The organism is Streptomyces abyssalis (genome assembly GCF_001751365.1).
In the GTDB taxonomy this organism is placed as follows: Bacteria; Actinomycetota; Actinomycetes; order Streptomycetales; family Streptomycetaceae; genus Streptomyces; species Streptomyces abyssalis.
In genome coordinates this window covers 524172-549896 of the sequence record NZ_LJGT01000036.1, presented here as the reverse complement: position 1 = coordinate 549896, position 25725 = coordinate 524172, and the positions used below count along the sequence as shown (strand labels likewise).

The 25725-nt window shown below is 72.2% G+C and carries 19 protein-coding genes and 1 pseudogene; 14 read left to right on the top strand and 6 right to left on the bottom strand.

Translation table 11 applies throughout. The annotated features are described in order from the left end of the window. Nucleotides 1-217 precede the first annotated feature (217 nt). Nucleotides 218-1504 (bottom strand): DUF1015 family protein, encoded by a 1287-nt coding sequence (locus tag AN215_RS03280; protein ID WP_070012283.1) that lies wholly within the window; start codon nt 1502-1504, stop codon nt 218-220. A gap of 137 nt (nt 1505-1641) precedes the next feature. Between AN215_RS03280 and AN215_RS03275 the strand changes: the two genes are divergently transcribed. Beyond that, on the top strand, nt 1642-2688 hold the full coding sequence (locus AN215_RS03275) for an HAD hydrolase-like protein (RefSeq protein ID WP_070012284.1): 1047 nt from the start codon (nt 1642-1644) through the stop codon (nt 2686-2688). Nucleotides 2689-2873: 185 nt separating this feature from the next. Here AN215_RS03275 and AN215_RS03270 read toward each other — a convergent pair whose 3' ends face one another. From AN215_RS03270 to AN215_RS03265, 3 genes and pseudogenes are all read right to left on the bottom strand, one after another. Continuing rightward, entirely contained in the window at nt 2874-3794 is a 921-nt protein-coding gene (locus AN215_RS03270) for a siderophore-interacting protein (protein WP_070012285.1), read from the bottom strand. Between the two features lie 312 nt (nt 3795-4106). Further along, a pseudogene (locus AN215_RS28330) lies at nt 4107-4460 on the bottom strand (siderophore-interacting protein); the annotation flags it as partial. Nucleotides 4461-4636: 176 nt separating this feature from the next. Next, a complete protein-coding gene (locus AN215_RS03265) occupies nt 4637-5668 on the bottom strand; it encodes an ABC transporter substrate-binding protein (protein WP_070012286.1) in 1032 nt (343 codons plus the stop codon). A gap of 302 nt (nt 5669-5970) precedes the next feature. Between AN215_RS03265 and AN215_RS03260 the strand changes: the two genes are divergently transcribed. The 8 genes from AN215_RS03260 to AN215_RS03225 all read left to right on the top strand — a co-directional run bounded on the left by AN215_RS03260 (nt 5971) and on the right by AN215_RS03225 (nt 14930). Continuing rightward, nucleotides 5971-6951, top strand: a complete 981-nt coding sequence (locus AN215_RS03260) for a FecCD family ABC transporter permease (RefSeq protein WP_070012524.1) — start codon at nt 5971-5973, stop codon at nt 6949-6951. After that, entirely contained in the window at nt 6948-7979 is a 1032-nt protein-coding gene (locus tag AN215_RS03255; RefSeq protein ID WP_070012287.1) for a FecCD family ABC transporter permease, read from the top strand. Before AN215_RS03260 ends, AN215_RS03255 begins: the two co-directional genes overlap by 4 nt. Nucleotides 7980-8041: 62 nt before the next feature. After that, nucleotides 8042-9004 carry an ABC transporter ATP-binding protein gene (locus AN215_RS03250; protein ID WP_245694179.1) on the top strand — a complete coding sequence of 321 codons (963 nt, stop codon included), beginning with the start codon at nt 8042-8044 and terminating at the stop codon, nt 9002-9004. 55 nt (nt 9005-9059) lie between these two features. Continuing rightward, complete coding sequence (locus AN215_RS30810; protein WP_420856201.1) at nt 9060-9647, top strand: hypothetical protein; 588 nt, start codon at nt 9060-9062, stop codon at nt 9645-9647. Between the two features lie 3 nt (nt 9648-9650). Next, nucleotides 9651-10457, top strand: coding sequence for a TlyA family RNA methyltransferase (locus AN215_RS03240; protein WP_070012289.1), 807 nt, complete (start codon nt 9651-9653; stop codon nt 10455-10457). Next, nucleotides 10454-11359 (top strand): NAD kinase, encoded by a 906-nt coding sequence (locus AN215_RS03235; RefSeq protein ID WP_070012290.1) that lies wholly within the window; start codon nt 10454-10456, stop codon nt 11357-11359. The genes AN215_RS03240 and AN215_RS03235 overlap by 4 nt, the downstream gene beginning before the upstream one ends. 236 nt (nt 11360-11595) lie before the next feature. Beyond that, nucleotides 11596-13356, top strand: coding sequence for a DNA repair protein RecN (gene recN, locus AN215_RS03230; protein WP_070012291.1), 1761 nt, complete (start codon nt 11596-11598; stop codon nt 13354-13356). A 407-nt stretch (nt 13357-13763) separates the two neighbouring features. Further along, on the top strand, nt 13764-14930 hold the full coding sequence (locus AN215_RS03225; protein WP_070012292.1) for a glycosyltransferase family 4 protein: 1167 nt from the start codon (nt 13764-13766) through the stop codon (nt 14928-14930). 70 nt (nt 14931-15000) lie between these two features. On the opposite strand, the gene AN215_RS03220 is transcribed toward AN215_RS03225, so the two are convergent. Next, on the bottom strand, nt 15001-16014 hold the full coding sequence (locus AN215_RS03220) for a LacI family DNA-binding transcriptional regulator (RefSeq protein WP_245694177.1): 1014 nt from the start codon (nt 16012-16014) through the stop codon (nt 15001-15003). A 148-nt stretch (nt 16015-16162) separates the two neighbouring features. Between AN215_RS03220 and AN215_RS03215 the strand changes: the two genes are divergently transcribed. Both AN215_RS03215 and AN215_RS03210 read left to right on the top strand, forming a co-directional pair. Next, a complete protein-coding gene (locus AN215_RS03215) occupies nt 16163-17122 on the top strand; it encodes a glycoside hydrolase family 16 protein (protein WP_070012294.1) in 960 nt (319 codons plus the stop codon). After that, nucleotides 17119-18291, top strand: coding sequence for a beta-1,3-glucanase family protein (locus AN215_RS03210; protein WP_070012295.1), 1173 nt, complete (start codon nt 17119-17121; stop codon nt 18289-18291). Before AN215_RS03215 ends, AN215_RS03210 begins: the two co-directional genes overlap by 4 nt. 202 nt (nt 18292-18493) lie before the next feature. Here AN215_RS03210 and AN215_RS03205 read toward each other — a convergent pair whose 3' ends face one another. Then, complete coding sequence (locus tag AN215_RS03205; protein ID WP_070012526.1) at nt 18494-20308, bottom strand: glycoside hydrolase family 15 protein; 1815 nt, start codon at nt 20306-20308, stop codon at nt 18494-18496. Nucleotides 20309-20794: 486 nt separating this feature from the next. On the opposite strand from AN215_RS03205, the gene pyrG reads away from it, so the two are divergent. The 3 genes from pyrG (at nt 20795) to AN215_RS03190 (ending at nt 25581) form a co-directional block, all read left to right on the top strand. Continuing rightward, the gene (gene pyrG / locus AN215_RS03200; RefSeq protein ID WP_107374257.1) at nt 20795-22432 is read left to right on the top strand and encodes a CTP synthase; all 1638 of its coding nucleotides are present in this window, start codon (nt 20795-20797) and stop codon (nt 22430-22432) included. An 18-nt stretch (nt 22433-22450) separates the two neighbouring features. Beyond that, nucleotides 22451-23110 (top strand): NUDIX domain-containing protein, encoded by a 660-nt coding sequence (locus AN215_RS03195; protein WP_245694173.1) that lies wholly within the window; start codon nt 22451-22453, stop codon nt 23108-23110. Nucleotides 23111-23598: 488 nt separating this feature from the next. After that, a complete protein-coding gene (locus tag AN215_RS03190) occupies nt 23599-25581 on the top strand; it encodes a tetratricopeptide repeat protein (RefSeq protein ID WP_079122649.1) in 1983 nt (660 codons plus the stop codon). Nucleotides 25582-25725 lie beyond the last annotated feature (144 nt).

Here is a 25725-nt window from a genome sequence, read left to right as displayed (position 1 = left end):
CCTGACGCAGGCATCGGCTGCACCGCACGGGGAGTGCGGTGAGGTAAGGCTACCCTAACTATGTCGTGATGGGAGCAGGGCGGGTGGGGTGGGCAGATGGTGGTGCACACGGGTGCACACGGGTGCACGGCGGGTGCGGCAGGGCCCGGGGCGGGTGCTTCGCCGATGCGCTACGTGAGGGCTCCCGCGGCGTCGGGAGCCTCCTCGGGAGCCCTCGTCAGGAGTCCTCGTCCAGGACGCGCAGCACCAGGCCGGTCGCCGGCTTCGGGCCGAACGACGTGGACTTGCGGGGCATCATCACGCCCTGCTCGGCGAGTTCGCGTACGACCTCTTCCCGTACCGGCCTCATCAGCACGGCTGTGCCGCCCACTTGGGCCGCCTTGCCGACGGCGGCCGCCGTGTCGTGGATGTAGCCGATCTCCTCCGGACGGTCGGGCACGCGCCACACCTCGTCGAGCAGCACGGAGTGCAGCACCGTGGCGTCCAGCTGCCGCCAGGAGGCCGGACGGGCGGCGTCGAGGCACCGTTCCAGCAGGCCGGGCGAGGGATCGTGGAGCAGATGGAAGGCGCCGCCGCCGTCGGTGAGGAGGAAGGCGTTGCCGGAGGTCTCCTCCAGCGTCCGCAGAGCCTGCCGCAACGGCGGCGTACCGAGGTCGCGTACGCGGAACGCGCCCTCGGACTCCACGGCGCGCAGGGCCTGCCGGAGCGGCAGCCTGGGCAGCACACGGTGGATGGCCTGCACGCGCAGGGGATGCCGGACCGTGTCGACGAGCAGGACGAGACCGTGGTCCCAGGGAGAGGCGGGGCCCGTGAGGTCTCCGCCGTGTTCGTCACGCAGCCGCAGGTAGGTCGCCCAGCGGTGGTGCCCGTCCGCGATGAGGGCGCGGCGGCCGGACAAGTCTGCGTCGACCTCGGCGAGTTCGGCCGGGTCGGTCAGCGACCACAGACGGTGCGAGAAGCCGTCCTCGGTCGTGGTGGAGAGCAACGGAGTGCGGAGCGTGGCCCGTTCGATGACGGCGGCGGCTCCCGTCACGGTGCCGTCGCCGCGGTAGGAGAGCAGCAGCGGCTCCGGATTGGCTCCCGTGGCCCGCATCAGCGCGGCACGGTCCTCCACGATCTCGGGCATCACGCCCTCGTGGGGCAGGACGATGCCCTCCTCGGGCGGAGAGAGCCGCAGAGCGCCGATGAGGCCTCGCTGCAGCAGGTCACCGCGGCGCTGCTCGTAGACGTACAGCGCCGGCCGCGGGTCGGGCGCCAGCACGCCCTCGGCGAGCCAGCTGCGCAGCGTCGCGGCGGCCTTGGCCTGCCTGCCGCCCGCGTCGGCGGCCTGGGGCAGGATGAGCCGGACGATGTTGTACGGGTCGGCCGTCTCCAGCTCCCGCAGCTCGTCCGGGCGGACCACGACGTCGTACGGCGGCGAGGTCACCGCGGCGAGCGAGCCGACCTTCCCGGGCACGTAACGCAGCCCGCGGAAGGGCGTGAGCCGGAGGCCGTCATCGGTCATTGCCGCATGTTATTCCGGGGTCCGGACCCGGGGTCCGCCCGGGGGCGGAGCCTGACCCCCGGCGCAGCGCGGGATGATCGGGGAGCCGGCCGTGGACCGGCCGTGAAGAGCGACCGTTGCGAGGAGAGCGAGAGACCATGGCGGGCACTGTGCGCACGAGGCCTTCCGGGAGCAGCCGGGCGCTGCGGGAGGCGTACGACACGGCGCTGCTGGACCTGGACGGTGTGGTGTATGTCTCCGGCGACGCCGTCCCGTATGCGGTGCGGTCGCTGGAGGAGGCGCGCGAGGCCGGCATGCGGCTGGCGTATGTGACGAACAACGCCTCACGCACCCCCGCTGTCGTCGCCGCGCACCTCAGCCACCTGGGCGTCCCCGCGGACGCCGGTGACGTGATCACCTCGGCCCAGGCCGTGGCACGCCTCGTCGCCGAGCAGCATCCTGCGGGCTCACGCGTCCTCGTCATCGGAGGGGACGGCATGCGGGAGGCGCTGCGCGAGCAGGGGATGACCGTCGTCGACTCGGCCGACGACGAACCGGCCGCCGTGGCACAGGGTTACGGCGGCCCGCAGCTGCAGTGGGGACGGCTCGGCGAGGCTGCGGTGGCCGTCGGCCGCGGAGCCGCATGGTTCGCCTCGAACGCGGACAGGACGATCCCGGGCGCCCGTGGCATCCTGCCCGGCAACGGAGCGGCGGTCGAGGTCGTACGGATCGCGACCCGGTGGATGCGTGAGGCTCCTGAGCCGCAGATCGCGGGGAAGCCGCGGCCGCCGATGCACCGGGAGACGATCCTGCGTACGGGAGCGGAGCGGCCTCTGGTCGTGGGTGACCGTCTGGACACCGACATCGAGGGCGCCCACGTGGGGGGTGTCGACTCGCTGCTCGTACTGACCGGGGTGACGGACGCGGCACAGCTGCTGGCCGCGCCGCCCGGGCACCGCCCTGCGTACGTGGCACGCGACCTGCGCGAACTGGCCTGCGAGCAGCCGGAGTTGACTGGAGACGCGGAAGCCGGCTTCGGGTGCCGGGGCTGGACTGCCAGGGCGGGCGAGGGTGAGCTGGTGCTGGACGGCGAGGGTGAAGTGCTGGACGGGCTGCGGGCGTTGTGCGGCGCGGCCTGGACGGCGGCGGGGGACGGCGGATGCGGGCTGGAGCCGGACAAGGCCCTTGCACGGCTGGGACTCTGAGGGACGGCTTCGAGGGGCCGGAGCCTCGCGCGCCCGGACGTTGAGAGGGCCGGGACTTGAGGGAGCCGGGACTTGGGGGAGGCGGGACTTGGGGGAGGCGGGCTTCGAGGGCCGCCGGACCGGGTCCCGTTGCCGGTCCCGGTCCGGCGGTCGCCCCCCCCGGGTGGCCCCCGGCCCGTGTCACGTCATTCGCTTGTGGCGCCCGCAGCGGCCGCCACGGCCTCCTCGACGAGCTGCTCCTCCGTCGTGTCCATCCGCCAGTAGCCCGTGAACTTGACCCGCTTGCGGTCGAATCCGCGCTCGCCGACCAGGTGGCGGCGGAGCGCCTTGACCGTTCCGGCCTCGCCCGCGATCCACGCGTAGGGCGTGCCGTCCGGCAGCTGGGCCGAGGCGACCGAGGCGAGGTGGAAGTCCGTGCGGGGGTCGGTGGTGTTGTCCCTCACGAGCCATGTGATGTCGGCGTCGGCGGCCGTCGGAAGGGTCTGGATGTCCTCGGCGTGCGGCACTTCGAGCCACACCTTGGCGGGTGTGCCCGCGGGCAGCCATTCGAGGATGCCCGCGACCGCGGGCAGCGCCGTCTCGTCACCGCTGATCAGTACCCAGTCGGTGCCGGGCGCGGGACGGAAGTCGACACCGCCGTTGTCGTCCACGGTGGGACCGAGGATGGTGACGCGGTCGCCAGGGCGTGCCGTGGCCGCCCAGCGGGACGCGGGGCCGGCCGGTACGAAGCCCGCGGCGGCGGCGTCGGCCGGATCGCCGACGCCGTGCAGGGCGAAGTCGATGTCCAGCTCGTGCTGCGGAAAGCGGCGCTGCTCCCGGACCGTGTACGAGCGCATGATCCCGCGCACGGACGGGTCCATCGACCGCCAGACGGTGAACCACGCGTCGCCCGCGTCCGTCGGTACGACCGGCGCGTCCTGCCCCGGGTGCGGCAGGAAGAGTTTGAAGCGCTGGTCGCGCCCGCCGGAGGTGAAGTGCCGCAGCGCCTCGCCGCCGAAGGTGATGCGCAGCATCGTCGGGCCGAGCCGGCGGGTCCGTACGACGTGCGTGTCGAAGAACTCGAACGGGACGGTGCGGGCTGGGGCTTCGGGGGCTGCGGTGCTCATGCTGCGGTTCTCCTCCCGGGTGGGCCGTGCCGTGCGCGGTGCTTGTGCGGGGTGTTCGTGGCGTTGCGGGGTGCCTGTGTGCCGGTGGCCTGTGCCGGTCCACGGTGCGGTGCCGCTGTGCGCGTACGCGGTGCCCTGCGGTGCGGGACGGCGGGCGGCCGCCGTCCCGCCGCCGCTCAGCTGACCTTCTTCGCGTCCTCGACCGCCTTGGCGAGCTGCTCCAGCAGCGGTGCGGCGCCCGCGTAGGAGAAGCGGGGTTCGGCGTCCCAGGTCGTNGGCCGGTACGAAGCCCGCGGCGGCGGCGTCGGCCGGATCGCCGACGCCGTGCAGGGCGAAGTCGATGTCCAGCTCGTGCTGCGGAAAGCGGCGCTGCTCCCGGACCGTGTACGAGCGCATGATCCCGCGCACGGACGGGTCCATCGACCGCCAGACGGTGAACCACGCGTCGCCCGCGTCCGTCGGTACGACCGGCGCGTCCTGCCCCGGGTGCGGCAGGAAGAGTTTGAAGCGCTGGTCGCGCCCGCCGGAGGTGAAGTGCCGCAGCGCCTCGCCGCCGAAGGTGATGCGCAGCATCGTCGGGCCGAGCCGGCGGGTCCGTACGACGTGCGTGTCGAAGAACTCGAACGGGACGGTGCGGGCTGGGGCTTCGGGGGCTGCGGTGCTCATGCTGCGGTTCTCCTCCCGGGTGGGCCGTGCCGTGCGCGGTGCTTGTGCGGGGTGTTCGTGGCGTTGCGGGGTGCCTGTGTGCCGGTGGCCTGTGCCGGTCCACGGTGCGGTGCCGCTGTGCGCGTACGCGGTGCCCTGCGGTGCGGGACGGCGGGCGGCCGCCGTCCCGCCGCCGCTCAGCTGACCTTCTTCGCGTCCTCGACCGCCTTGGCGAGCTGCTCCAGCAGCGGTGCGGCGCCCGCGTAGGAGAAGCGGGGTTCGGCGTCCCAGGTCGTGACCTGGTCCGCCTTGACCGCCGGGAGGTCCGACCAGGTCGGCTTGGACTTGAGAGCCGCCGGCTGGAGCGCCTGCGTACGGTTGTCGAGCATGATCACGTCGGCCTTGTACTTGTCGGCGTTCTCCCAGCTCAGCTCCTCGAAGAAGCCCTGCTTGCTGATCTTCTTCGGGACGACGATGTCGACGCCGAGCTCCTTGAAGTACCGCAGGTCGGCGTTGGCGGACGGGTCGGAGACGTACATGAGGTCGGGGGCGCCGGAGGCGGCCATCACCTTCAGTCCGCCGCTCGCCTTCGCGGCCTTGCGCAGCTTCTCGGCGGCCTTCTCGAAGCGGTCCTTGGCGTCGGTGACGCGCTTCGCCTTGAGGTCGGCGCCGAGGGACTCCGCCAGTTCGGCGAAGCGCTTGATGGAATCCAGCATGGACGTCTCGGCCGTCTTCAGCGCAAGGGACGGGGCGAGCTTGAGGATCTTCGCCTTGCTCTCCTCGGGCACGTACCAGAGGGCGTCCTTGACGTACATGTTCGTCACGAGCAGGTCGGGGCGGACCTTCGCGTACTTCTCGATGTCGAACTCGCCGAAGGCGTTGCCGATGATCTCCAGCTTCTTCACGTTCAGATCGCCGGCCAGGACGTCGGGCTCGCCGTTCTTCTTCTTCGTGGGCCCGAACACGCCGACGACCGCGTCACCGGCGCCGAAGTCGTGCAGGGCGGCGGCGGTGCCGACGTAGGCGACGATGCGCTCCGGCGCGGCGTCGAGGCTGATCTTCTTCTTCCGGTCGTCGGTGAAGGACCAGGCGCCCCCGCCCTTGTCCGAAGCGGACTTCGAACCGCCGTCGCTTCCGCAGGCGGTGAGCAGCGCACCGAGACCCGCGGCGCCGCCTGCGGCCAGCAGGCCGCGGCGGGAGAGAGTAGGGCGTGCGGACGAATGGGGCATGACAGAGCCTTCTCTTCTCGGTGTCCTACGGTCGGCTGTGGGCCGATGTCGAGTTAGGTTAACCTAACCAAAGTCGTTGTTGTCCAGTGGCCGGGGGCCCTCAGGCCTCCGTCCCCGACCGGAGCCGGTACGTGACTCTCATCAAGTCCCGCCAGACATCGGGCAGTTCACCGCCCTCTGAGCCGGCCGACGCCGGACCGTCCCCGAAGGCAGGGCAGACGGGAGAGCCGGGCAAGGCCGGCAAGGCGGAACGCCCGGCCCGGAGCGGCAGGCCCGCGGCGGACGGCGGCCGTACCGGCTTCATGCTGCGCACCGCCGGACTCCTCGGCGCCGCGGGCCTGTTGCTGCTCGTGCTCGCGCTGAGCATCGCCGTCGGCGCGAAGCAGCTCTCGCTCTCCGAGGTGCTGCAAGGACTGACCGACCCGGCCTCGCCGTCGTACTCGGTCGTGCACGAGATGCGCCTTCCGCGTACGGTCCTGGGCCTGCTCGCAGGTGCCGCGCTCGGCCTCGCCGGCGGAGTGATGCAGGCGCTGACCCGCAACCCGCTGGCGGATCCCGGCCTGCTGGGCATCAACGGCGGTGCCGCCGCGGCCGTCGTCACCGCGATCTCCTTCTTCGGGGTCTCCGGCTACACGGGCTACATCGGCTTCGCGTTCGCCGGTGCCGCCGCCGTCTCCGTGGCCGTGTACGCGGTGGGCGGCGGCCGGGGGGCGACCCCGGCACGGCTCGCCCTCGCCGGTACGGCGCTGAACGCGGCGCTCATCTCCTATGTGAGCGCGGTGCAGTTGCTGGACACGGCGTCGCTGGACCGCATGCGCTTCTGGACGGTCGGCTCGCTCGCGCGTGCGCAGGACGACATCAACATCAAGGCGCTGCCGTTCGTACTCGCCGGTGTCCTGCTGGCCCTCGCCCTGGCCCGTCCGCTCAACGCGCTCGCGCTCGGGGACGAGGCCGCACGCGCCCTTGGCTCACGTCCCGAACTCACCCGCGGCGTCGCCATCCTGGCGGTGACGCTGCTGTGCGGGGCGGCGACGGCCGCGTGCGGGCCCATCGTCTTCGTCGGCCTGATGGTGCCGCACATGGTGCGCTCCCTCACGGGCCCCGACCTGCGCTGGATGCTGACGTACTGCGTGCTGCTCGCGCCGGTGCTGATGCTCGGAGCGGACGTGCTGGGCCGTGTGCTCGGGCGGCCGGGAGAGCTGCAGGTGGGCATCGTGACCGTCGTGCTGGGCGGGCCGTTCTTCCTGTACTTCGTGCGGCGCAGGCGGGTGGCCCAGGCATGAGCGTGATACGTACGGCGGGCGGATACTCCGTCACCTTCCGGCCGCGGGCGGCCGTCATGGGAGCGGCCTGCGTGGTGCTGGCGCTCGCCGTCGGCGTACTGGCCATCGGCAGCGGCGAGTACCCGATGGCCCCCGCGGATGTGATCCGTGCGCTCGTCGGGCAGGGCGATCCCGCGGACGCCTTCATCGTGGGCGAGCTGCGGCTCCCCCGTACGGCCACGGCACTCGCGGTGGGGGCCGCCCTCGCGCTGGCGGGCGCCGTGTTCCAGGCGGTGGTGCGCAATCCGCTCGGCAGTCCCGACGTGCTCGGCTTCACCTACGGCGCCTCGAGCGGGGCCCTGACCGCGATCGTGATCGTCGGCGGAGGCAGTGCGGCGCTCGCCGGGGGTGCGCTGATCGGGGGCGTCGTCACCGGAGTCGTCGTGTACGGGCTGGCGTGGCGCGGGGGCATGCACGGCTACCGGCTGGTGCTTGTCGGTATCGGCGTCGCCGCGATGCTCACCGGGGTCAACGGATACCTCCTCACCAAGGCCCAGATCACCGAGGCCGGGCGCGCGGTGCTGTGGATGACCGGCAGCCTGGACGGCCGCGGCTGGGGGGACGCGGCACCGCTGCTCGCCGCCATGGCGGTGCTGGTGCCGGTCGTACTGATCGGGTGCGGACGCGCACTGAGCATGATGGAGATGGGTGACGACGCTGCGGGCGCCCTGGGCGTACGCGTGGAGCGGGTGCGGCTGGTGCTGCTCGGCTCGGCGGTGCTGCTCGTTGCCCTCGCGTGCGCCGCGGCGGGCCCCGTCGCCTTCGTGGCGCTGACGGCGCCGCAGCTGGCGAGGCGCCTGACGAAGGCGCCGGGGCCGAATCTGCTGTCTTCGATGTGCATGGGCGCCGCGCTGCTCGTATCAGCGGACTTCGCGGCCCAACGGGCCTTCGGCGCACACCAGTTGCCGGTGGGCGTGGTCACGGGTGTGCTGGGAGGCGGCTATCTGGTGTGGCTGCTGGCGACGGAGCGCAAGGCGGGACGGATATGAGTACCGGGAATGCGAGTTCGAGTGTGGGTACGAGTACGAGCAGGACTGCGAGGACGGCGACCGTGACGAGTCAGCACACCACGCAGGAGACGGGCCGGCGCGCCGCGCACGAGGAAACCGCGCGGACGGCACCGGAGTTCGTGAAGGCCGGGCCCGGACAGGCCGACGCCGCGGACGAACAGCGCGGAGCCGCACCCGGGGGAGGTGCGGACGGCGGCGCCGCCCGGCTCACCGGTGAGGGCCTCACTCTCGCCTACGACCAGCGCACCGTCTCCGAGCAGCTCAGCGTCGCCGTCCCCGACAGGTCCTTCACGGTGGTCGTCGGCCCCAACGCGTGCGGCAAGTCCACGCTGCTGCGCGCCCTCTCGCGCATGCTCCGTCCCGCCGCGGGGTCCGTGCTCCTGGACGGCGCCGACATCGGCGGCATGCCCGCGAAGAAGCTGGCACGCACACTCGGGCTGCTGCCGCAGTCGTCGGTCGCCCCCGACGGGATCACCGTCGCCGACCTGGTGGGCCGCGGCCGCTATCCGCACCAGAGCCTGCTGCGGCAGTGGTCGCGCGAGGACGAGCGCGTGGTGCGGGAGTCGATGGAGGCGACCGGTGTGCGGGACCTGGAGAGCCGCTTCGTCGACGAACTCTCCGGCGGCCAGCGGCAGCGCGTGTGGATCGCCATGGCGCTGGCGCAGCAGACGCCGCTGCTGCTGCTCGACGAGCCGACCACGTACCTCGACATCGCCCACCAGATAGAGGTCCTGGACCTGTGTGCGCGGCTGCACGAGGAGGAGGGCCGCACGCTCGTCGCGGTGCTGCACGACCTCAATCACGCGGCGCGCTACGCCACGCACCTGATCGTGATGCGCGGCGGCGAGGTGGTCGCGGAGGGCGTGCCGGACGACGTCGTCACCGCGCGGCTGGTGGAGGACGTCTTCGGCATGCCGTGCCGGGTGATCGAGGATCCGGAGTCGGGCACGCCGCTGGTCGTACCGGCTGCGAGGAAGAATACGAGCGCGGCCCGGGGAGTTTGAGCACCGCGCACAGCCGGGGGCCTGGCAGCAGGTCGGAAGCGGTAGCGTCGGGGGCATGAGCGAGCCGATGCCGGGAGCACTGCCGGCACAGGAGTACGGAGAGCCCGCGGAGCGGGCGGGCACGGCGGAACCGGTGGAACCCTGGTCCTCGGGGGAGCCGGCGGAGGAGCCCACGCAGGAGGCGGAGCCGGAGGCGGCGGAGCCCTTCGGGGCGGCGGAGCCGGACGAGTCCGCGGAGCAGGTGCACGGGGAGCCCGAGGAGCGCGTGCCGCACGCGGAGCCCGCACCCGGCGGGCCGGACGGGCACGCGCCGCACGCGGAGCCGGAGCAGCAGCAGGACGAGGAGGAAGACGGGCCGCGCCCCCTGGGCCTGCACGTCGAGCTGACGGGACACGCCCCCGTGGACGCCGAGTTGAGACGTCTTGAGGACGCCGACCATCTCGCGGTCTCGGGCCATCTCGAGGTGTACGAGGACGTGCACCGCGGGCTTCGCGAGGCGCTGGCGGGCCTCGACCGGCAGGCCTCTGCCCCGGGCCCGGCCGCCGCACCGCGGCCCGCCCCTGCCCCCGGCTCCGCGCCCGTCTCCTCCCACGGCCACGGCCACGGACGTCCCGTGCCCGGGCCTCAGTACCCCCGGAGCTGACTCTTGCCCCGACGCCGACTCGACGCGGAGCTGGTGCGCCGCAGGCTGGCCCGTTCGCGCGAGCACGCCAGCCAACTGATCGCGGCCGGGCGGGTCACCGTCGGCGGCAACGTCGCCGCGAAGTCCGCCACCCAGGTGGAGACCAGCGCCGCCGTGGTCGTACGGGACGACGGCTCCGAACCCGAGTACGTGTCCCGCGGCGGGCACAAACTCGCGGGCGCCCTCGCGGTGTTCGGGCCGCGCGGCCTGCGCACCGAGGGGCGCCGCGCGCTGGACGCCGGCGCCTCGACGGGCGGCTTCACCGACGTGCTGCTGCGCGCCGGCGTGGCGGAGGTCGTCGCCGTCGACGTCGGATACGGGCAGCTCGCGTGGTCGCTGCGCAGCGACGAACGTGTCACCGTCAAGGACCGCACGAACGTACGCGAGTTGACGCCGGAGGACGTGGACGGCCGCCTCGTGGACCTTGTCGTGGGCGACCTGTCCTTCATCCCGCTGGGCCTCGTGCTCCCCGCCCTCGTCCGGTGCTCCGCACCCGGGGCCGACCTCGTACTCATGGTCAAGCCGCAGTTCGAGGTCGGCAGGGAAAGGCTGGGAAGCGGAGGCGTGGTGCGCAGCGCCGCACTGCGCGCGGAGGCGGTGCTCGCAGTGGCCGGGCAGGCAGCCGGGCACGGACTCGGCGCGCTGGGAGTGACCGCGAGCCAGCTGCCCGGTCCGTCCGGAAATGTCGAGTACTTTCTGTGGCTGCGCGCCGGTGCACCCGGGATCGACGCGGCCGATGTCGAGCGAGCTGTGGCGGAGGGCCCGAAATGACGACAGCCAGTGACGCCCGTACGGTCTTCCTGCTCGCCCACACCGGCCGCCCCGCCGCCGTACGCAGCGCCGAACTGGTCGTACAGGGGCTGCTGCGCAAGGACATCGGCGTGCGGGTGCTGGAGGAGGAGGCCACGAACCTGCCGCTGCCGGAACCGGTGCACAGGGTCCCCTCCACCGAGGACGCGGTCGAGGGCTGTGAGCTGATCGTCGTGCTCGGCGGCGACGGAACCCTGCTGCGCGGAGCCGAGTTCGCCCGCGCGTCCGGCGTGCCGATGCTCGGCGTCAACCTCGGGCGGGTCGGGTTCCTCGCGGAGGCCGAGCGCGACGACCTCGAAAGGGTCGTCCACCGGGTCGTGACCCGTGGTTACGAGGTCGAGGAGAGGATGACGCTCGACGTGCTCGTACGCACCGACGGGCGGATCGTGCACCACGACTGGGCCATCAACGAGGCGTCCGTGGAGAAGGCCTCCCGCGAGCGGATGCTGGAGGTCGTCACCGAGGTCGACAACCGTCCTGTCTCCCGCTTCGGCGGCGACGGGGTGGTGTGTGCCACGCCCACGGGTTCGACGGCGTACGCCTTCTCCGCCGGCGGCCCCGTCGTCTGGCCCGAGGTGGAGGCGCTGCTGATGGTGCCGATCAGCGCACACGCGCTCTTCGCCAAGCCGCTGGTGACAGCGCCGGACTCGGTGCTCGCGGTGGAGGTGCAGCCGCAGACGCCGCACGGTGTGATGTGGTGCGACGGACGGCGCAGCGTCGAGCTGCCCGCGGGCGCCCGCGTGGAGGTGCGCCGGGGCTCCGTTCCGGTGCGGCTGGCACGGCTGCACCACGCGTCGTTCACGGACCGGCTCGTCGCCAAGTTCGCGCTGCCGGTGGCCGGTTGGCGCGGCGCGCCCAACTGAGGGGCACCCTTCCGACGCCGCGTCCGCGCAGCGCTCCGCGCCGTTTCCGCTCCTCGCTCCGTGCCCGTTGCATGCCGTCTGCGCGCCGTCTTCCGCGCCCGTACGAGCGGGGCCGTCCGGGCCTGGGGGTACTCCCCCTCGCTCCTCCCCCTGGCTTTCCCGGGCGGTGCCCCCAGGAGACCCCCACCCAGGGCGAAGTCTCCGGGGGAGGGTGGGGGTACCTCCGTGGACTGCGTATGGTCGTACCCGTGTTGGAGGAGATGCGGATCAGGTCCCTGGGCGTCATCGACGACGCTGTCGTCGAACTGTCCCCAGGCTTCACCGCGGTGACCGGTGAGACCGGAGCGGGCAAGACCATGGTCGTCACCAGCCTCGGGCTGCTGCTCGGCGGACGGGCCGACGCCGCCCTCGTACGGGCGGGGGAGAGCGCGGCCGTCGTCGAGGGGCGGATAGTCGTGCCGCCGGAGGCGTCCGCGGCCGTCCGCGCGCGCGAAGCCGGCGCCGAACTCGACGACGGGGCGCTGCTCGTCAGCCGCACGCTCTCCGCCGAAGGCCGCTCACGTGCGCACGTCGGCGGCCGTTCCGTGCCCGTGGGGCTGCTGGCCGAGCTGAGCGACGACCTCGTGGCCGTGCACGGACAGACCGACCAGCAGGGGCTGTTGCGCCCGGCACGCCAGCGGCAGGCACTGGACCGCTTCGCGGGCGAGTCCGTCTCCGTGCCGCTCGGGCAGTGGTCCACCGCGTACCAGCGGCTGCGCCGGGTGAGCGGCGAACTCGACGAGATCACCACCCTCGCGCGGGAACGCGCGCAGGAGGCGGACATGCTCCGCTTCGGCCTCGAGGAGATCGCGGCGGCGGAGCCGCGGCCGGGCGAGGACACCGAACTCGCCGCCGAGGCCGAACGCCTCGGCCACGCCGAGGCCCTGGCGTCGGCCGCCAGCACCGCACACGCCGCCCTCGCGGGCGACCCCGAGGACTCCGGGCGCCCCGAGAACTCCGACGCGGCGGCGCTCGTTTCGGCCGCGCACCGCGCCCTGGAGGCCCAGCGCGCCCACGACCCGGCGCTCGCCTCGCTCGCCGACCGGCTCGGCGAGGTCTCCATCCTGATGGGCGACGTGGCGGGCGAACTCGCAGGATACGCAGGCAATCTGGACGCCGACCCGCTGCGCCTCGCCGCCGTCGAGGAGCGCCGCGCGGCCCTGGCCCAGCTCACCCGGAAGTACGGCGAGGACATCGCGTCGGTACTCAGCTGGTCCGAGGAGAGCGCCGCACGCCTCGCCGAACTCGAGGGCGACGACGAGCGCATCGGCGAACTCACCGCCGAGCGCGACGCCCTCGTCACCGAACTGACCGGTCTGGCACAGCTGCTGACCGACGCCCGTACGGACGCGGCGAAGCGCTTCGCGGACGCCGTCACCGAGGAGCTGTCCGAACTGGCGATGCCGCACGCCAGGGTCTCCTTCTCGCTCAGGCGCAGCGACGCCGCGGCGGGCGCCCCCGGGCTCGAACTGGACGGCCGCAGCGTCGCGTTCGGGCCGCACGGCACCGACGAGGTCGAGCTGCTGCTCGCACCTCACCCCGGGGCGCAGCCGCGTCCCGTCGCCAAGGGCGCCTCCGGAGGCGAACTCTCCCGCGTGATGCTGGCCGTCGAGGTCGTCTTCGCGGGTGCGGACCCCGTGCCGACGTACCTCTTCGACGAGGTCGACGCGGGAGTCGGCGGCAAGGCGGCGGTCGAGGTGGGGCGGAGGCTGGCGCGGCTGGCCCGTTCCGCACAGGTCGTCGTCGTCACGCACCTTCCGCAGGTCGCCGCGTTCGCCGACCGCCATCTGGTCGTGGAGAAGACCGACGACGGTTCCGTCACACACAGCGGCGTACAGGCCATGGAGGGCGAGGCCCGGGTGCGGGAGCTGTCCCGCATGCTCGCGGGGCAGGAGGACTCCGAACTGGCCCGTGCCCACGCGGAGGAACTGCTGGAAGCGGCCCGTACGGGCGCCTGACGCCGGACGGCGGTCGAAGTGGCACCCGCGCCCGCGCCGATGCCCGTGCCGGTACCCCTGCTCCCGGAACGCGCCCTGCCCCCCGGTCGCACTGAGGCCCGGCGAGGTCACCCGGGTGAGTGATAGCGGTACCGTACGGGCGCGACGTGCCGCACCGGCGGCCCGGGCGCGGTGCCGTGAGCCCCGTACCGGCTGGCATGCTGGGCGCGGCCCGTGACCGTACCGTGCCCACACCTGCGGGCCGCCCCGCACCATCCGGTCCACCCGGACCACTTCCCGGTTCGAGCCCGCCGCCGGCCTCGTGCAGCCCCGTCCGAGACCGACCCCGTGACCGTGACCGAACAAGACCGACCGACCGATCCCGAGACCGAAACCGACCCCGACACCGCTTTGGAGCTCGACCGGCTGTGAGCCTTCCCCCCACGTCGCCCCCGCCGTCCGCCGTCGGCAGGCCGCAGCACGCCCTCCAGGTCGTGGACGGCGCGAGCGCCGGCACCGGCGCGCATGTGCGTTCGCTCACCGAGGGGCTCGTGGCACGCGGACTGCGGGTGACGGTCTGCGCACCGCCCGGCGCGGAGGCGGTGTACGGATTCAGGGGTGCCGGGGCCCACTTCGCGCCGCTCCCCGCCCAGAGCGAGCCGGAGGCCGCGGCAGTGCTCCGGCGCCTGTGCGCGGACGCCGACCTGGTGCACGCACACGGGGTGCGCGCCGGGCTGCTGGCCCTCACCACGCTGGCCCTCTCAGGCCGCGCCCGCCGGGTGCCGCTCGTCGTCACCTGGCACCACCGCGGGCACGCGTCGGGCGCGCGGGCGCAAGTTCGGCGGCTGATCGAGCGGCGGGTCGCACGGAGCGCCTCGGTCGTTCTCGCCGTCACCACAGACCTCGTGGACCGGGCACGGCGGCGCGGCGCACGTGACGCCCGGCTCGCACCCGTCGTCCTTCCCGGACCGGGCCGCGACGAGACCCCGCTGGAGCCCCGGGCGGCGGTCGAGAGCCGCGGGCGCCACAAGTCGCGCGCCGAAGTGGGCGCTGTGGGGCGCCCGCTGGTCCTCTCCGTGGGCCGCCTCGACGACCGTCACGGTTACGGGACGGCTCTGACCGCCGCCCGTGCCTGGCGGCATCTCGATCCGCAGCCGCTGCTGGCGGTGGCGGGCGAAGGGCCGCAGCGGACGGAGCTGCAGCGGCGCATCGACGACGAAGGGCTGCCCGTACGGCTGCTGGGCCGGCGTGAGGACGCCTTCGAACTGCTTGCCGGCGCCGACGTCGCGCTCCTCAACTCGCGCTGGGAAGGCCGGCCGCTGCTTGCACAGGAGGCACTGCACGAAGGGGTCCCACTGGTCGCCACCGCGGTCGGCGGGGTGCCCGAACTCGTCGGCCAGGCGGCTGAGTTGATTCCCTTCGGCGATCCGGCCGCCCTCGCCGCCGCCGTGGCCGGCCTGCTTGCCGATCCCGTGCGCCGTGAGCGGTTCGCCGCCGAGGGCTGGGCCCGGGCCGCGGAGTGGCCGAGCGAGGAGGCCACGGTGGCCCATGTCCTCAGCGTCTACGACGAGTTGGCCTGCGAGGGACGCCCCTGAGGGCCAGGCCAGGCCAGGAACGCACCGCGGGCCGGGACCGCCCCCGGACCCGTCCGTCCTCCCGCACCCCTCAGCTGGAGTCGCGTACGACCAGGGTGGCCGGTGTGACGACGGGCCGGGGGGGCGCCGCGTCCACGCTCTCCTCGGCCAGCCCGATACGGCGCAGCAGCAGCTCCGCCATCATCCCGCCCATGCCCTCCACGTCCTGGCGCACCGTCGTCAGGGGCGGCTCGGCCCACGCCGCCGGCTCCAGGTCGTCGTAGCCGACCACGGCGACGTCGTCGGGCACCCTGCGTCCCCGGGCCCGCAGCGTACGGAGCGCCCCCGAGGCCATCAGGTCGTTCCCGGCGAAGACGGCGTCGAGACCGGGGGAGACGTCGAGCAGCCGGGCCATGGCACGCTCGCCGCCCTCGGCGGTGAAGTCGCCCTGTGCGACGAGTGACGGATCTGCCTCGTGTGCCCCGATGCCCAGGGCGTCGCAGTAGCCGTGGAGCCTGTCCAGGGCGGAGGTCTGGTCGAGGGGGCCGTTGATCACGGCTACGGTGCGGCGGCCTCGCTCCTGCAAATGAGCAACGGCCTGCCGTGCCCCGCCCCTGTTGTCGGTGTCGACGTACAGCAGATCCGGGTCGTCCTCCGCGCCGGGCCAGCCGGGCCTGCCGCCGAAGACCGCCGGCAGTCCGGTCTGCAGCGCCATCGCGGGCAGGGGGTCGTCGCCGTGCAGGGAGAACATGAGCGCTCCGTCGACGTGCCCGGCCGACAGATACCGTCCGATGCGTGCGTAGTCCTTCTGCCGCTCCAGCATCATCAGGAGCAACTGCGTGTCGTGATCGGACAGTTCACGGCTGATACCGCGCAACTGCTGTGCGAAGAACGGGTCGGCGAAGACGCGGCTCTCGGGCTCGGCGATGACGACGGCGACGGCACCGGTGCGCCGGGTGACGAGGGTGCGGGCCGCGTTGTTGGGTACGTACCCCAACTCCTCGACGGAGTGCCGCACTTTCTCACGGACCTCCTCGCGGACGCCTGGACCCCCGTTGACCACCCGCGACACCGTCGCCCTCGAGACCCCGGCGTGGGACGCCACGGCCTCCAGGGTCGGGCGGGATCCGCGGAAAGTGTGCACAGACAACTCCTCTTTCTTTACCTAGGTCTTGACCAATGAGCGTTCTGAAGTACTGTGCTGCCCATGACGTGAGAGCGCTCTCACCCCCCACCAACGAGGAGCGTAAGTCATGCTCTTGAAGAGCGACAGACGGCGCTGGGCACTTGCCGGTATCGCGGCCGTCGCCGCCATCGGGACCTGCGTGGCCCCGTACGCGGCGGCCGACGAGGGCGGCACGGCCGCGAAGGCGCAGAAGAAGGCGGCAGCCCTGGAGGAGGTCTGGCGCACGGACTTCGACGGCGACGCCGGATCCCTCCCCTCCGGCGACGACTGGATCATCGACAAGGGGCACAGCTACCCGGGCGGCCCCGACAATTGGGGCACCGGCGAGATCCAGGAGTACACCGACAGCACGGAGAACATCCAGCTCGACGGTGAAGGGCACCTGAAGATCACCGCCAAGAAGAACGGTGAGAACTGGACCTCCGCGCGCATCGAGACCCAGCGCACCGACTTCGCCGCCCCCGAGGGCGGGAAGATGCGCATCGAGGCGGGCCTCAAACTCCCGAACGTCTCGGGCGACAAGGCACTCGGCTACTGGCCGGCCTTCTGGACCCTGGGCGACGCGTACCGGGGGAATTACCACAACTGGCCCGGTGTGGGCGAGTTCGACATCATGGAGAACGTCAACGGCCAGAACACCACGCACGGTGTGCTGCACTGCGGCGTCAACCCGGGCGGTCCGTGCAACGAGACGACCGGCATTGGCAAGGCGCGCGACTGCTCCGGCGACTGCAAGGGCGAATTCCGCGAGTACGCGATCGAACTGGACCGCAGCGGCGGGACCGAAGAGCTGCGCTGGTACGTCGACGGTGAGCAGTTCCACTCCGTCAAGGAGTCGGACATGGACGCCAAGACCTGGGCCGACGCCACGAATCACGGCCACTTCATCCTGCTGAACCTCGCCATGGGCGGCGCCTTCCCCGACGGCGTCGCGGGCTCCAAGACCCCCACGGCCGCCACCGAGTCCGGCCACTCCCTGACCGTGGACTACGTGTCCGTCGAGAGCACCGGAGGTGCCTCCAAGTGATCAGCCGCAGGTCCCTCATCCGCGGTGCCGCCGCGACCGCCATCGCCGCACCGGCGGCCGGACTCCTGGTGACCCAGGCCGGCGGAGTCACACGGAAGAAGCCGGGCAGGGCCGCCGCGCCCCTGTCGTTGAAGATCGTCAACAACAGCGGTGAGTTCGACAGCAAGTCGGTCCACGTCTACATCGTGGGCAACGACGGCAAGAACCAGGTCCGCGTCACCCCCGAGGGCGAACTGAAGCCGGTCTCAGTCGGCGACAACGGCGGTGACGGCTTCACCGACTACGCCATCCCGCTCACGGGCGAGGCGACGACGCTCCAGCTCCCCGAGATGTCCGGCCGCATCTACGTCGCCTGCGGCGAGAAGCTGAAGATCAAGGCGGTCGAGGGCGGCGACGGCTCGGCCGCGCTGGCCTACCCGGCCGGCTGGGTGTCGGGCGACCCCAACTTCAACGTGATGCACGACTGCGCCGAGTTCACATACAAGGGCGGCGCGATGTACTGCAACACCACCATGGTCGACATGTTCAGCGTGCCACTGGGCATCCAGCTCAAGGGCGACAAGGACCAGAAGACCGGCTTCCTGAAGCAGGGCGGCCGCGACCAGGTCTTCAAGGCAGTCAAGGGCGCCGAGGGCTTCGGCGACCTGGTGATCGACGACAAGCGCGTCATCGCCCCCGGCCATGGTCTGGGCGAAGGCAAGTTCTCGGAGAGCTTCTTCGACGCGTACACCGACAAAGTGTGGGAGACCTACTCCTCCAAGGAACTGGTCGTCACCACCAACGCGGGCAAGTTCACCGGCAAGGTCAGCGGCGACAAGCTGTCCTTCACCGGTCCCGGCGAGGTTTCCTTCAACAAGCCCAGCACGAAGGACATCCTCTTCTGCGACGGCGAGCTGGCCGCCCCGAACGACGGCACGACCGGTCCGGTGGCTGCCATCGTGGGCGCCGCGTTCAACCGGTCGACTCTCGCCTCGATCGCCGAGCAGCCGACCACCGACCCCGCGGAGTTCTACAAGGGAGACGTCGTCCACGAGTACGTGAAGGCCATGCACGCGGCAACCGAGGACGGCAAGGCCTACGGCTTCGCCTTCGACGACGTCGCCGGGTTCGCCTCGTACATCGAAGACGGCGGGGCCAGCGAAATGACGCTCACGCTGACCCCGTTCTGAGGGAATCTGCCAACGGGAGCACCCTCCGCAACCCCGCCAGCGGGGGGTCCCCCACCGGGCCGTGCGGCTCGGTGGGGTGCCCCGGGGCCGTCAGGACCCCGGGGGGAACCCGTCCCTCACCTCCACGCCCGCTGCCGGTTGTCGCCGGGCAGCGGGCGTGGTTGCGTCCGAGTGCGCCGCGCTCCGCGGCCGCTCCGGACGGTCAGCCGCTGTACGCGCCCGACGCCGTCAGCCGCAGCGCCGTGTCGATCAGCGGCACATGGCTGAAGGCCTGCGGGAAGTTGCCCACTTGGCGCTGCGCCCGCGAGTCCCACTCCTCCGCGAGGAGTCCCAGGTCGTTACGGAGCGAGAGCAGCCGCTCGAAGAGCTTCCGCGCCTCCTCCACCCTGCCGATCATCGCCAGGTCGTCGGCGAGCCAGAAGGAACACGCCAGGAACGCGCCCTCCTCGCCGTGGAGTCCGTCGACGTTGTCGGCCTCGAGCTGGGAGGTCGGGTAGCGCATCACGAAGCCGTCCTCCGTGGACAGCTCCCGCTGGATCGCCTCGATGGTCCCGATGACGCGCTTGTCGTCCGGCGGCAGGAAGCCCATCTGCGGGATCAGCAGCAGCGAGGCGTCCAGCTCGCGTGAACCGTAGGACTGCGTGAAGGTGTTGCGCTCCTTGTCGTAACCCTTCTCGCACACGTCGCGGTGGATCTCGTCGCGCAGATCCCGCCACCGGTCCAGCGGGCCGTCCACGTCGCCGGACTCGATCAGCTTGACCGTACGGTCGACCGCCACCCACGCCATGACCTTGGAGTGCACGAAGTGGCGCCGCGGGCCGCGCACTTCCCAGATGCCCTCGTCCGGCTCGTCCCAGTGGTCCTCCAGGTAGCCGATGAGCTTCAGCTGCAGCAGCGAGGCGTAGTCGTTGCGCGAGAGACCCGTCATGTGCGCCAGGTGCAGGGCCTCGGTGACCTCGCCGTAGACGTCGAGCTGGAGCTGGCCCGCGGCTCCGTTCCCGATCCGTACCGGGGTCGAATTCTCGTACCCCGGAAGCCAGTTCAGTTCGGCCTCGCTCAACTCCCGCTCGCCGGCGATTCCGTACATGATCTGCAGGTTCTCCGGGTCGCCCGCGACCGCGCGCAGCAGCCACTCGCGCCAGGCCAGCGCCTCCTGGTGGTAGCCGGTGCGCAGCAGGGAGGAGAGCGTGATCGCGGCGTCGCGGAGCCAGGTGTAGCGGTAGTCCCAGTTGCGCATGCCGCCGATGCACTCGGGAAGCGAGGTGGTCGGGGCGGCGACGATGCCGCCCGTCGGGGCGTACGTCAGCGCTTTCAGAGTGATCAGCGACCGTACGACCGCCTCGCGGTAGGGGCCGTGGTACGTGCAGTGGTCGACCCACTCGCTCCAGAAGCTCTGCGTCGCCTCCAGCGCCGCCTCCGCGTCCGGCTCGGCCGGGGGGCTCTTGTGCGACGCCTGCCAGCTGATGGTGAACGCGATCCGTTCCCCGGGAGCGACGGTGAAGTCCGAGTAGGTGGTCAGATCCTTGCCGTAGGTCTCGGCTTCGGTGTCGAGCCACACCGAGTCGGGGCCGGCGACCGCGACCGTGCGGCCTTCGATCTGCTGCACCCACGGCACGACCCAGCCGTAGGAGAAGCGCATGCGCAGCGCCGAACGCATCGGCACCCGGCCGCTGACGCCCTCCACGATCCGCACCAGCTGCGGCGCGTGCTGCTCGCGGGGAGGCATGAAGTCGATGACGCGGACCGTGCCGCGCGGGGTGTCCCACTCCGATTCCAGTACGAGTGAGTCGCCGCTGTAACGCCGGCGGTCCGCCCTCGGCGGTTCCGCACCGCCCGTGGTGGCGGGCCCCACCCGCCAGCAGCCGTGCTCTTCCGTACCCAGAAGGCTCGCGAAGACCGCATGGGAGTCGAAGCGCGGCAGACACAGCCAGTCCACCGAGCCGTCCCGGCCGATCAGGGCTGCTGTCTGCATGTCCCCGATGAGTGCGTAATCTTCGATGCGCCCAGCCACGTATATCTCCAGTCGAACTGTGGCTCGCCCCGTGGGACGTGCGATGACCTGCGGATTTCCGTCCAGCTCAATCATGTGTCCGATCGAGCGTCCGAGCAGGATACGACGGAGCGCAGGCGTCCCGCCCATGCTCTAGCCAGTACGGATGAGCCGACCCGGTGAGCTTGCGCGGAGCCGCTCACCAGGTGCGACCATGCCCTCACCGTAGGGGAGTGCGAGGGCCTCGGCGAAGCCGCTCAGCTGTGATGCCGGACGCAGTCGCACACACGGCGAGACACACCCCCGGAGGGTCGCTGATACCCTGGTGGCCCGTGGACCGGTGGGCGAGAGTTCCCGGATTCGTCCTCGAATCTCCGGCACGGAAAGCCCCCCGAGCCGCAGCGACGGTACCCCTGAACATCCGCTGCGCAGCCCTGCGTACCGAGGTCGGGGTGCCGGTGCGCACCCACCTCGCTACCACGGGAGCACCTCTTGGCTTTGCCGCCCACGTCCATGACGACCAAGCACCTCTTCGTCACGGGGGGTGTGGCCTCCTCACTCGGCAAGGGGCTCACCGCCTCCAGCCTGGGCGCGCTGCTCAAGGCGAGGGGCCTGCGCGTCACCATGCAGAAGCTGGACCCGTATCTGAACGTCGATCCGGGCACCATGAACCCCTTCCAGCACGGCGAGGTGTTCGTCACCAACGACGGAGCCGAGACCGATCTCGACATCGGGCACTACGAGCGCTTCCTCGACGTCGACCTTGACGGCTCCGCGAACGTCACCACAGGGCAGATCTACTCCTCCGTGATCGCCAAGGAGCGGCGCGGGGACTACCTGGGCGACACCGTGCAGGTCATCCCGCACATCACCAACGAGATCAAGAACCGCATCCGCCGCATGGCCACCGACGACGTGGACGTCGTCATCACCGAGGTCGGCGGCACCGTCGGCGACATCGAGTCCCTGCCCTTCCTGGAGGCCGTGCGCCAGGTCCGCCACGAGGTCGGCCGGGACAACGTCTTCGTGGTGCACATCTCACTGCTTCCCTACATCGGCCCCTCGGGCGAGCTGAAGACGAAGCCGACCCAGCACTCCGTGGCCGCGCTGCGCAGCATCGGCATCCAGCCGGACGGGATCGTGCTGCGCGCCGACCGGGACGTACCCCGTTCGATCAAGCGCAAGATCTCCCTGATGTGCGACGTGGACGACTCCGCCGTCATCGCCTGCAAGGACGCCCCGTCGATCTACGACATCCCGAAGGTCGTGCACGCGGAAGGCCTGGACGCCTACGTCGTGCGCAAGCTGGACCTGCCCTTCCGCGACGTGGACTGGACGCAGTGGGACGACCTGCTGCGCCGGGTGCACGACCCCGACCACGAGGTGACCGTCGCACTCGTCGGCAAGTACATCGACCTGCCCGACGCCTATCTGTCCGTCACGGAGGCGCTGCGCGCCGGCGGCTTCGCCAACAACGCCCGCGTGAAGGTCAAGTGGGTCACCTCCGACGACTGCCGCACCCCCGAGGGCGCCCGCAGACAGCTCGGTGACTGCGACGCGATCTGCATCCCGGGCGGCTTCGGCGAGCGCGGCGTGGAGGGCAAGCTCTCCTCCATCACCTACGCCCGGGAGAACAAGATCCCGCTCCTGGGCCTCTGCCTCGGTCTGCAGTGCATCGTCGTCGAGGCCGCACGGAACCTGGCCGGCATCGAGGACGCCAACTCCACCGAGTTCGAGCAGGGGACGGCGCACCCGGTCGTCTCCACCATGGCCGAGCAGCTCGACATCGTCGCGGGCGACGGGGACATGGGCGGCACCATGCGGCTCGGCCTCTACCCGGCGAAGCTCGCCGAGGGCTCCATCGTGCGGGAGGTGTACGGCGGCGAACCGTACGTGGAGGAACGCCACCGGCACCGCTACGAGGTCAACAACGCCTACCGCGGCGAGCTGGAGAAGAAGGCCGGCCTGCTCTTCTCCGGCACCTCGCCCGACAACAAGCTGGTGGAGTACCTGGAATACCCGCGCGAGGTGCACCCGTACCTGGTCGCCACCCAGGCCCACCCCGAGCTGCGCTCGCGACCCACGCGCCCGCACCCGCTCTTCGCCGGGCTGGTCGCCGCCGCGGTCGCACGGCAGCAGGGCGAGGGCTGAGGCATGGCGGAGGCAGACATGACGGAAAGCATGCTGCCGGGGCACCCCGGAAAGCACGTCGCGGACGCTCCCGAGGTGTGGGAGGTCACCGCGACCGAAACGCCCTTCCAGGGCAAGAAGACCGGTGTGCGCACCGACGACGTCGTCATGCCGGACGGCTCGGTGGTCCGCCGCGACTACCAGGTGCACCCCGGCTCGGTCGCCGTGCTCGCCCTCGACGAGGAGGACCGGGTGCTGGTGCTGAGCCAGTACAGGCATCCCGTGCGGGAGAAACTCTGGGAGATCCCCGCCGGGCTCCTCGACGTCCCCGGTGAGAACCCGCTGCACGCCGCACAGCGCGAGCTGTACGAGGAAGCCCACGTCAAGGCCGAGGACTGGCGCGTGCTCGCCGACGTCTACACCACCCCCGGCGGCTCCGACGAGGCCGTACGCATCTTCCTCGCGCGCGGGGTCGGCGCCGCCGAGGGCGAACGCTACGAAGTCTCCGAGGAGGAGGCGGAGATGGAGCTGGCGCGCGTGCCCGTGCCTGACCTGGTGCGGGGCGTACTGGCGGGGGAGTTGCACAACAACTGCCTGGTGGTGGGCGTCATGACCCTGGTCGCCGCCCGTTCCGGACCGGGACTCGATTCGCTGCGCGAGGCCGACGCGCCGTGGCCTGCGCGTCCCTTCGAGAAGTAGCGTCCGGCGGGGGCGGGTTGGGCTCCTCCAGGGCCCGTGCCGGGGGCCCGCGGCGGGTGCTGAACCGGAGTCGTCCGCAGCCCGGTGCCTGCGGCGCGGGCACCGCGTACCGCTGCCTGCGGTGAACTACGCTCTGTGCGTTCCCGGTCGCGGCTGCGGCGGGGGCTCGTACGCGCAGACGCAGGTGGACGGGAGCGTGGCCCGTGACGGATCAAGCGGTGCAGCCCGCGGGGACAGCCGGAGACGCCGGGGGCACCGGAGACGCGGGGGGCACCGGAGACGCTGGGAACAGCGGCGGAACCGGAAGCGCGGGGGACACCGGAAGCAACGAAGGCACCGGTCCCTCCACCGGCACCTCCACCGGCACCTCCGGAAGCGCCGCAGCCACCGGCACCTCCGGCGGCAGCGAAGGCACCGGTCCTTCCGGAACCACCCGGATCCCCGCGCCCGGCGGTCACTTCACGGGCCGCGAGAAGGAACTCGCCGAGATGCGGGCCGACATGGAGCGGGCCGGTCTGCACACCCTCTCCGGGCGTCCCTCGCCGCACAGCCGCGTGCTCCTCGTCGCAGGCAGGCCCGGGTCCGGACGTACGGCGCTGGCCGAGGCGTTCGCACGTCAGGCCGCCGCCCGGTACGGCGACGGCGTCCTGCGGGCACGGCTCACCGAGCCCGGCGGCACCCCCGTACCGACCGAACGCACCGCGCGCGACCTGCTCGCCGCGCTGGGCCCCGACCCCGTCCCCGCGGGCGCCGACGAGGACGAACTCACCGAGACCCTCCGGGCCGAGCTGGGACGGCGCCGGGTGCTGCTGCTCCTGGACGACGTGACCCTGCCCGAGCAGGTCCTCGACCTGCTGCCCGACACCCGCGACTGCCTCGTCGTCGCCGTCTCCGCCGGGCCGCTGACCGGAGTGCCGGACGTACGGCCCTGCACCGTCGGAGGACTCGGGCGCGACGCCGCCGTGTCGCTGCTCGCCGCGCGTGCCGGCGCCCCGCACCGTACGACCGTCGACCCGCGCAGCGCCGAACTCGTCGCCGAGGCCTGCGGACACCTGCCCGCCGCCCTGGTGCTCGCGGGCGGATGGCTCGCCGCGCGGCCCAAGCTCTCCGTGGCCGACGCCGCCAAGCGGCTCGCCGAGCTGCCGGAGACAGACGCGCTGGAGCGTGCCTTCCGCCTGGTCGCCCGCTCCCTGACGAAGCCGCCCGCCCGTGTGCTGCGGATGCTCGCCCTCGCCCCGGAGGGCCTCGTCGACGCGCACACCGCCTCGGCGCTCGCCGGCTGCTCCGTGGCCGCCGCCCGGCAGATCCTGGCGGAGTTCCTCCGGCTCGGGCTGCTGCGCACCAGCACCCACACACCCGGCTGCTACGCCGTGCCGCGCTGCCTGGACCCGCTGCTGCGCGCCGAACTGGCCGAGCACGAGGGCCCGGAGGAGACGGTGCTCGCGCGTGCGCGGATGCTGGAGCGGACCGTACGGCAGCTGAGGGCGTGCCACGCGATCACCGAGCCGGAGGGCTCCGAGGCCCGCAAGCGGCTGGCTTTCCTGCCGCGTTCGGTCCGCTTCGGCACGCGCCGCGAGGCCCGCGAGTGGCTGGAGGCCCGGCGTCCCGCGATACTGGCCGCCGCCAGGCTCGCCGTCGCCGAGGGCGGCGGCAGGCTCGACGGCCTCGCGCGGCGTCTGATCTCCGCGCTGGCCCGCGCCTTCGACGCGCACCGCTCGCCCGAGGAGGCCGCCCCCGAGCTCTACCGGCTCCACGAACTCGTCCTGGACGTCGCCGAACGCGCCGCCCTGCAGCGCGAGCGCTCCGCGGCGCTGCTCAACCTCGGCGACCTGGACGCTCGTACGGGCAGGCATACGCGGGCCCTCACGCGCTACCGGGCCGCGCTGGACACGGCACGTGAGGGGGAGGGCGGCGCGCGTGAGCGCACCGGGCGCGAGGGGAGCGCCGGGCGTGAGACACGCGTCACGCAGGACCACCCGGCCGCGGCCCGGGCCTTGGAATCCATCGGATCCACGTACGAGGACATGGGCGACCTGGAACGCGCCGCCGACTGGTACGGCCGCGCCCTCGCCCACCACCAGGCCCGGGACGACCGTGCCGCTGCGGCCCGGCTGCACGGGCGGCTCGGCGCCGTGCACACCGGCGCGGGGTGCTTCGGTGACGCGCTGCGCGAGTGGCGCGCGGCGGCGGCGAACTTCCGCAGGCTGGGCGACGCGGGGGCGCATGCCCGTGCGCTGGCCGAGATCGCGAGGGTGCACGAGCGGTCCGGGCGTCCTCAGGAGGCGGTCCGCGTATGCCGGCAGGCCCTCCAGGCCGCGCGGGAGGCGGAGGACGGCCGGCTGCGGGCGGCGCTGCTGCTCAGACTCGCCGACGCGTGCGACCGGACCGGCGACGTACGGGCGGGCAGAAGGCACCGTCAGGACGCCGAGGAGCTGCTGAAATCGCACAACCTGACGGGTCACATGGAGTAGGCCTAAGAAATCATCAGCCAAGGCAGAAAAAATTGCTTGTTTGTAAGGCTGGACAGCGCGCGATCCTTCATTAGACTGGCTGAGCCGTGGCCGTCCAGGCGACAACCGGCATATATCTCCCATGTGCTCCATGGGCTGCCGTAT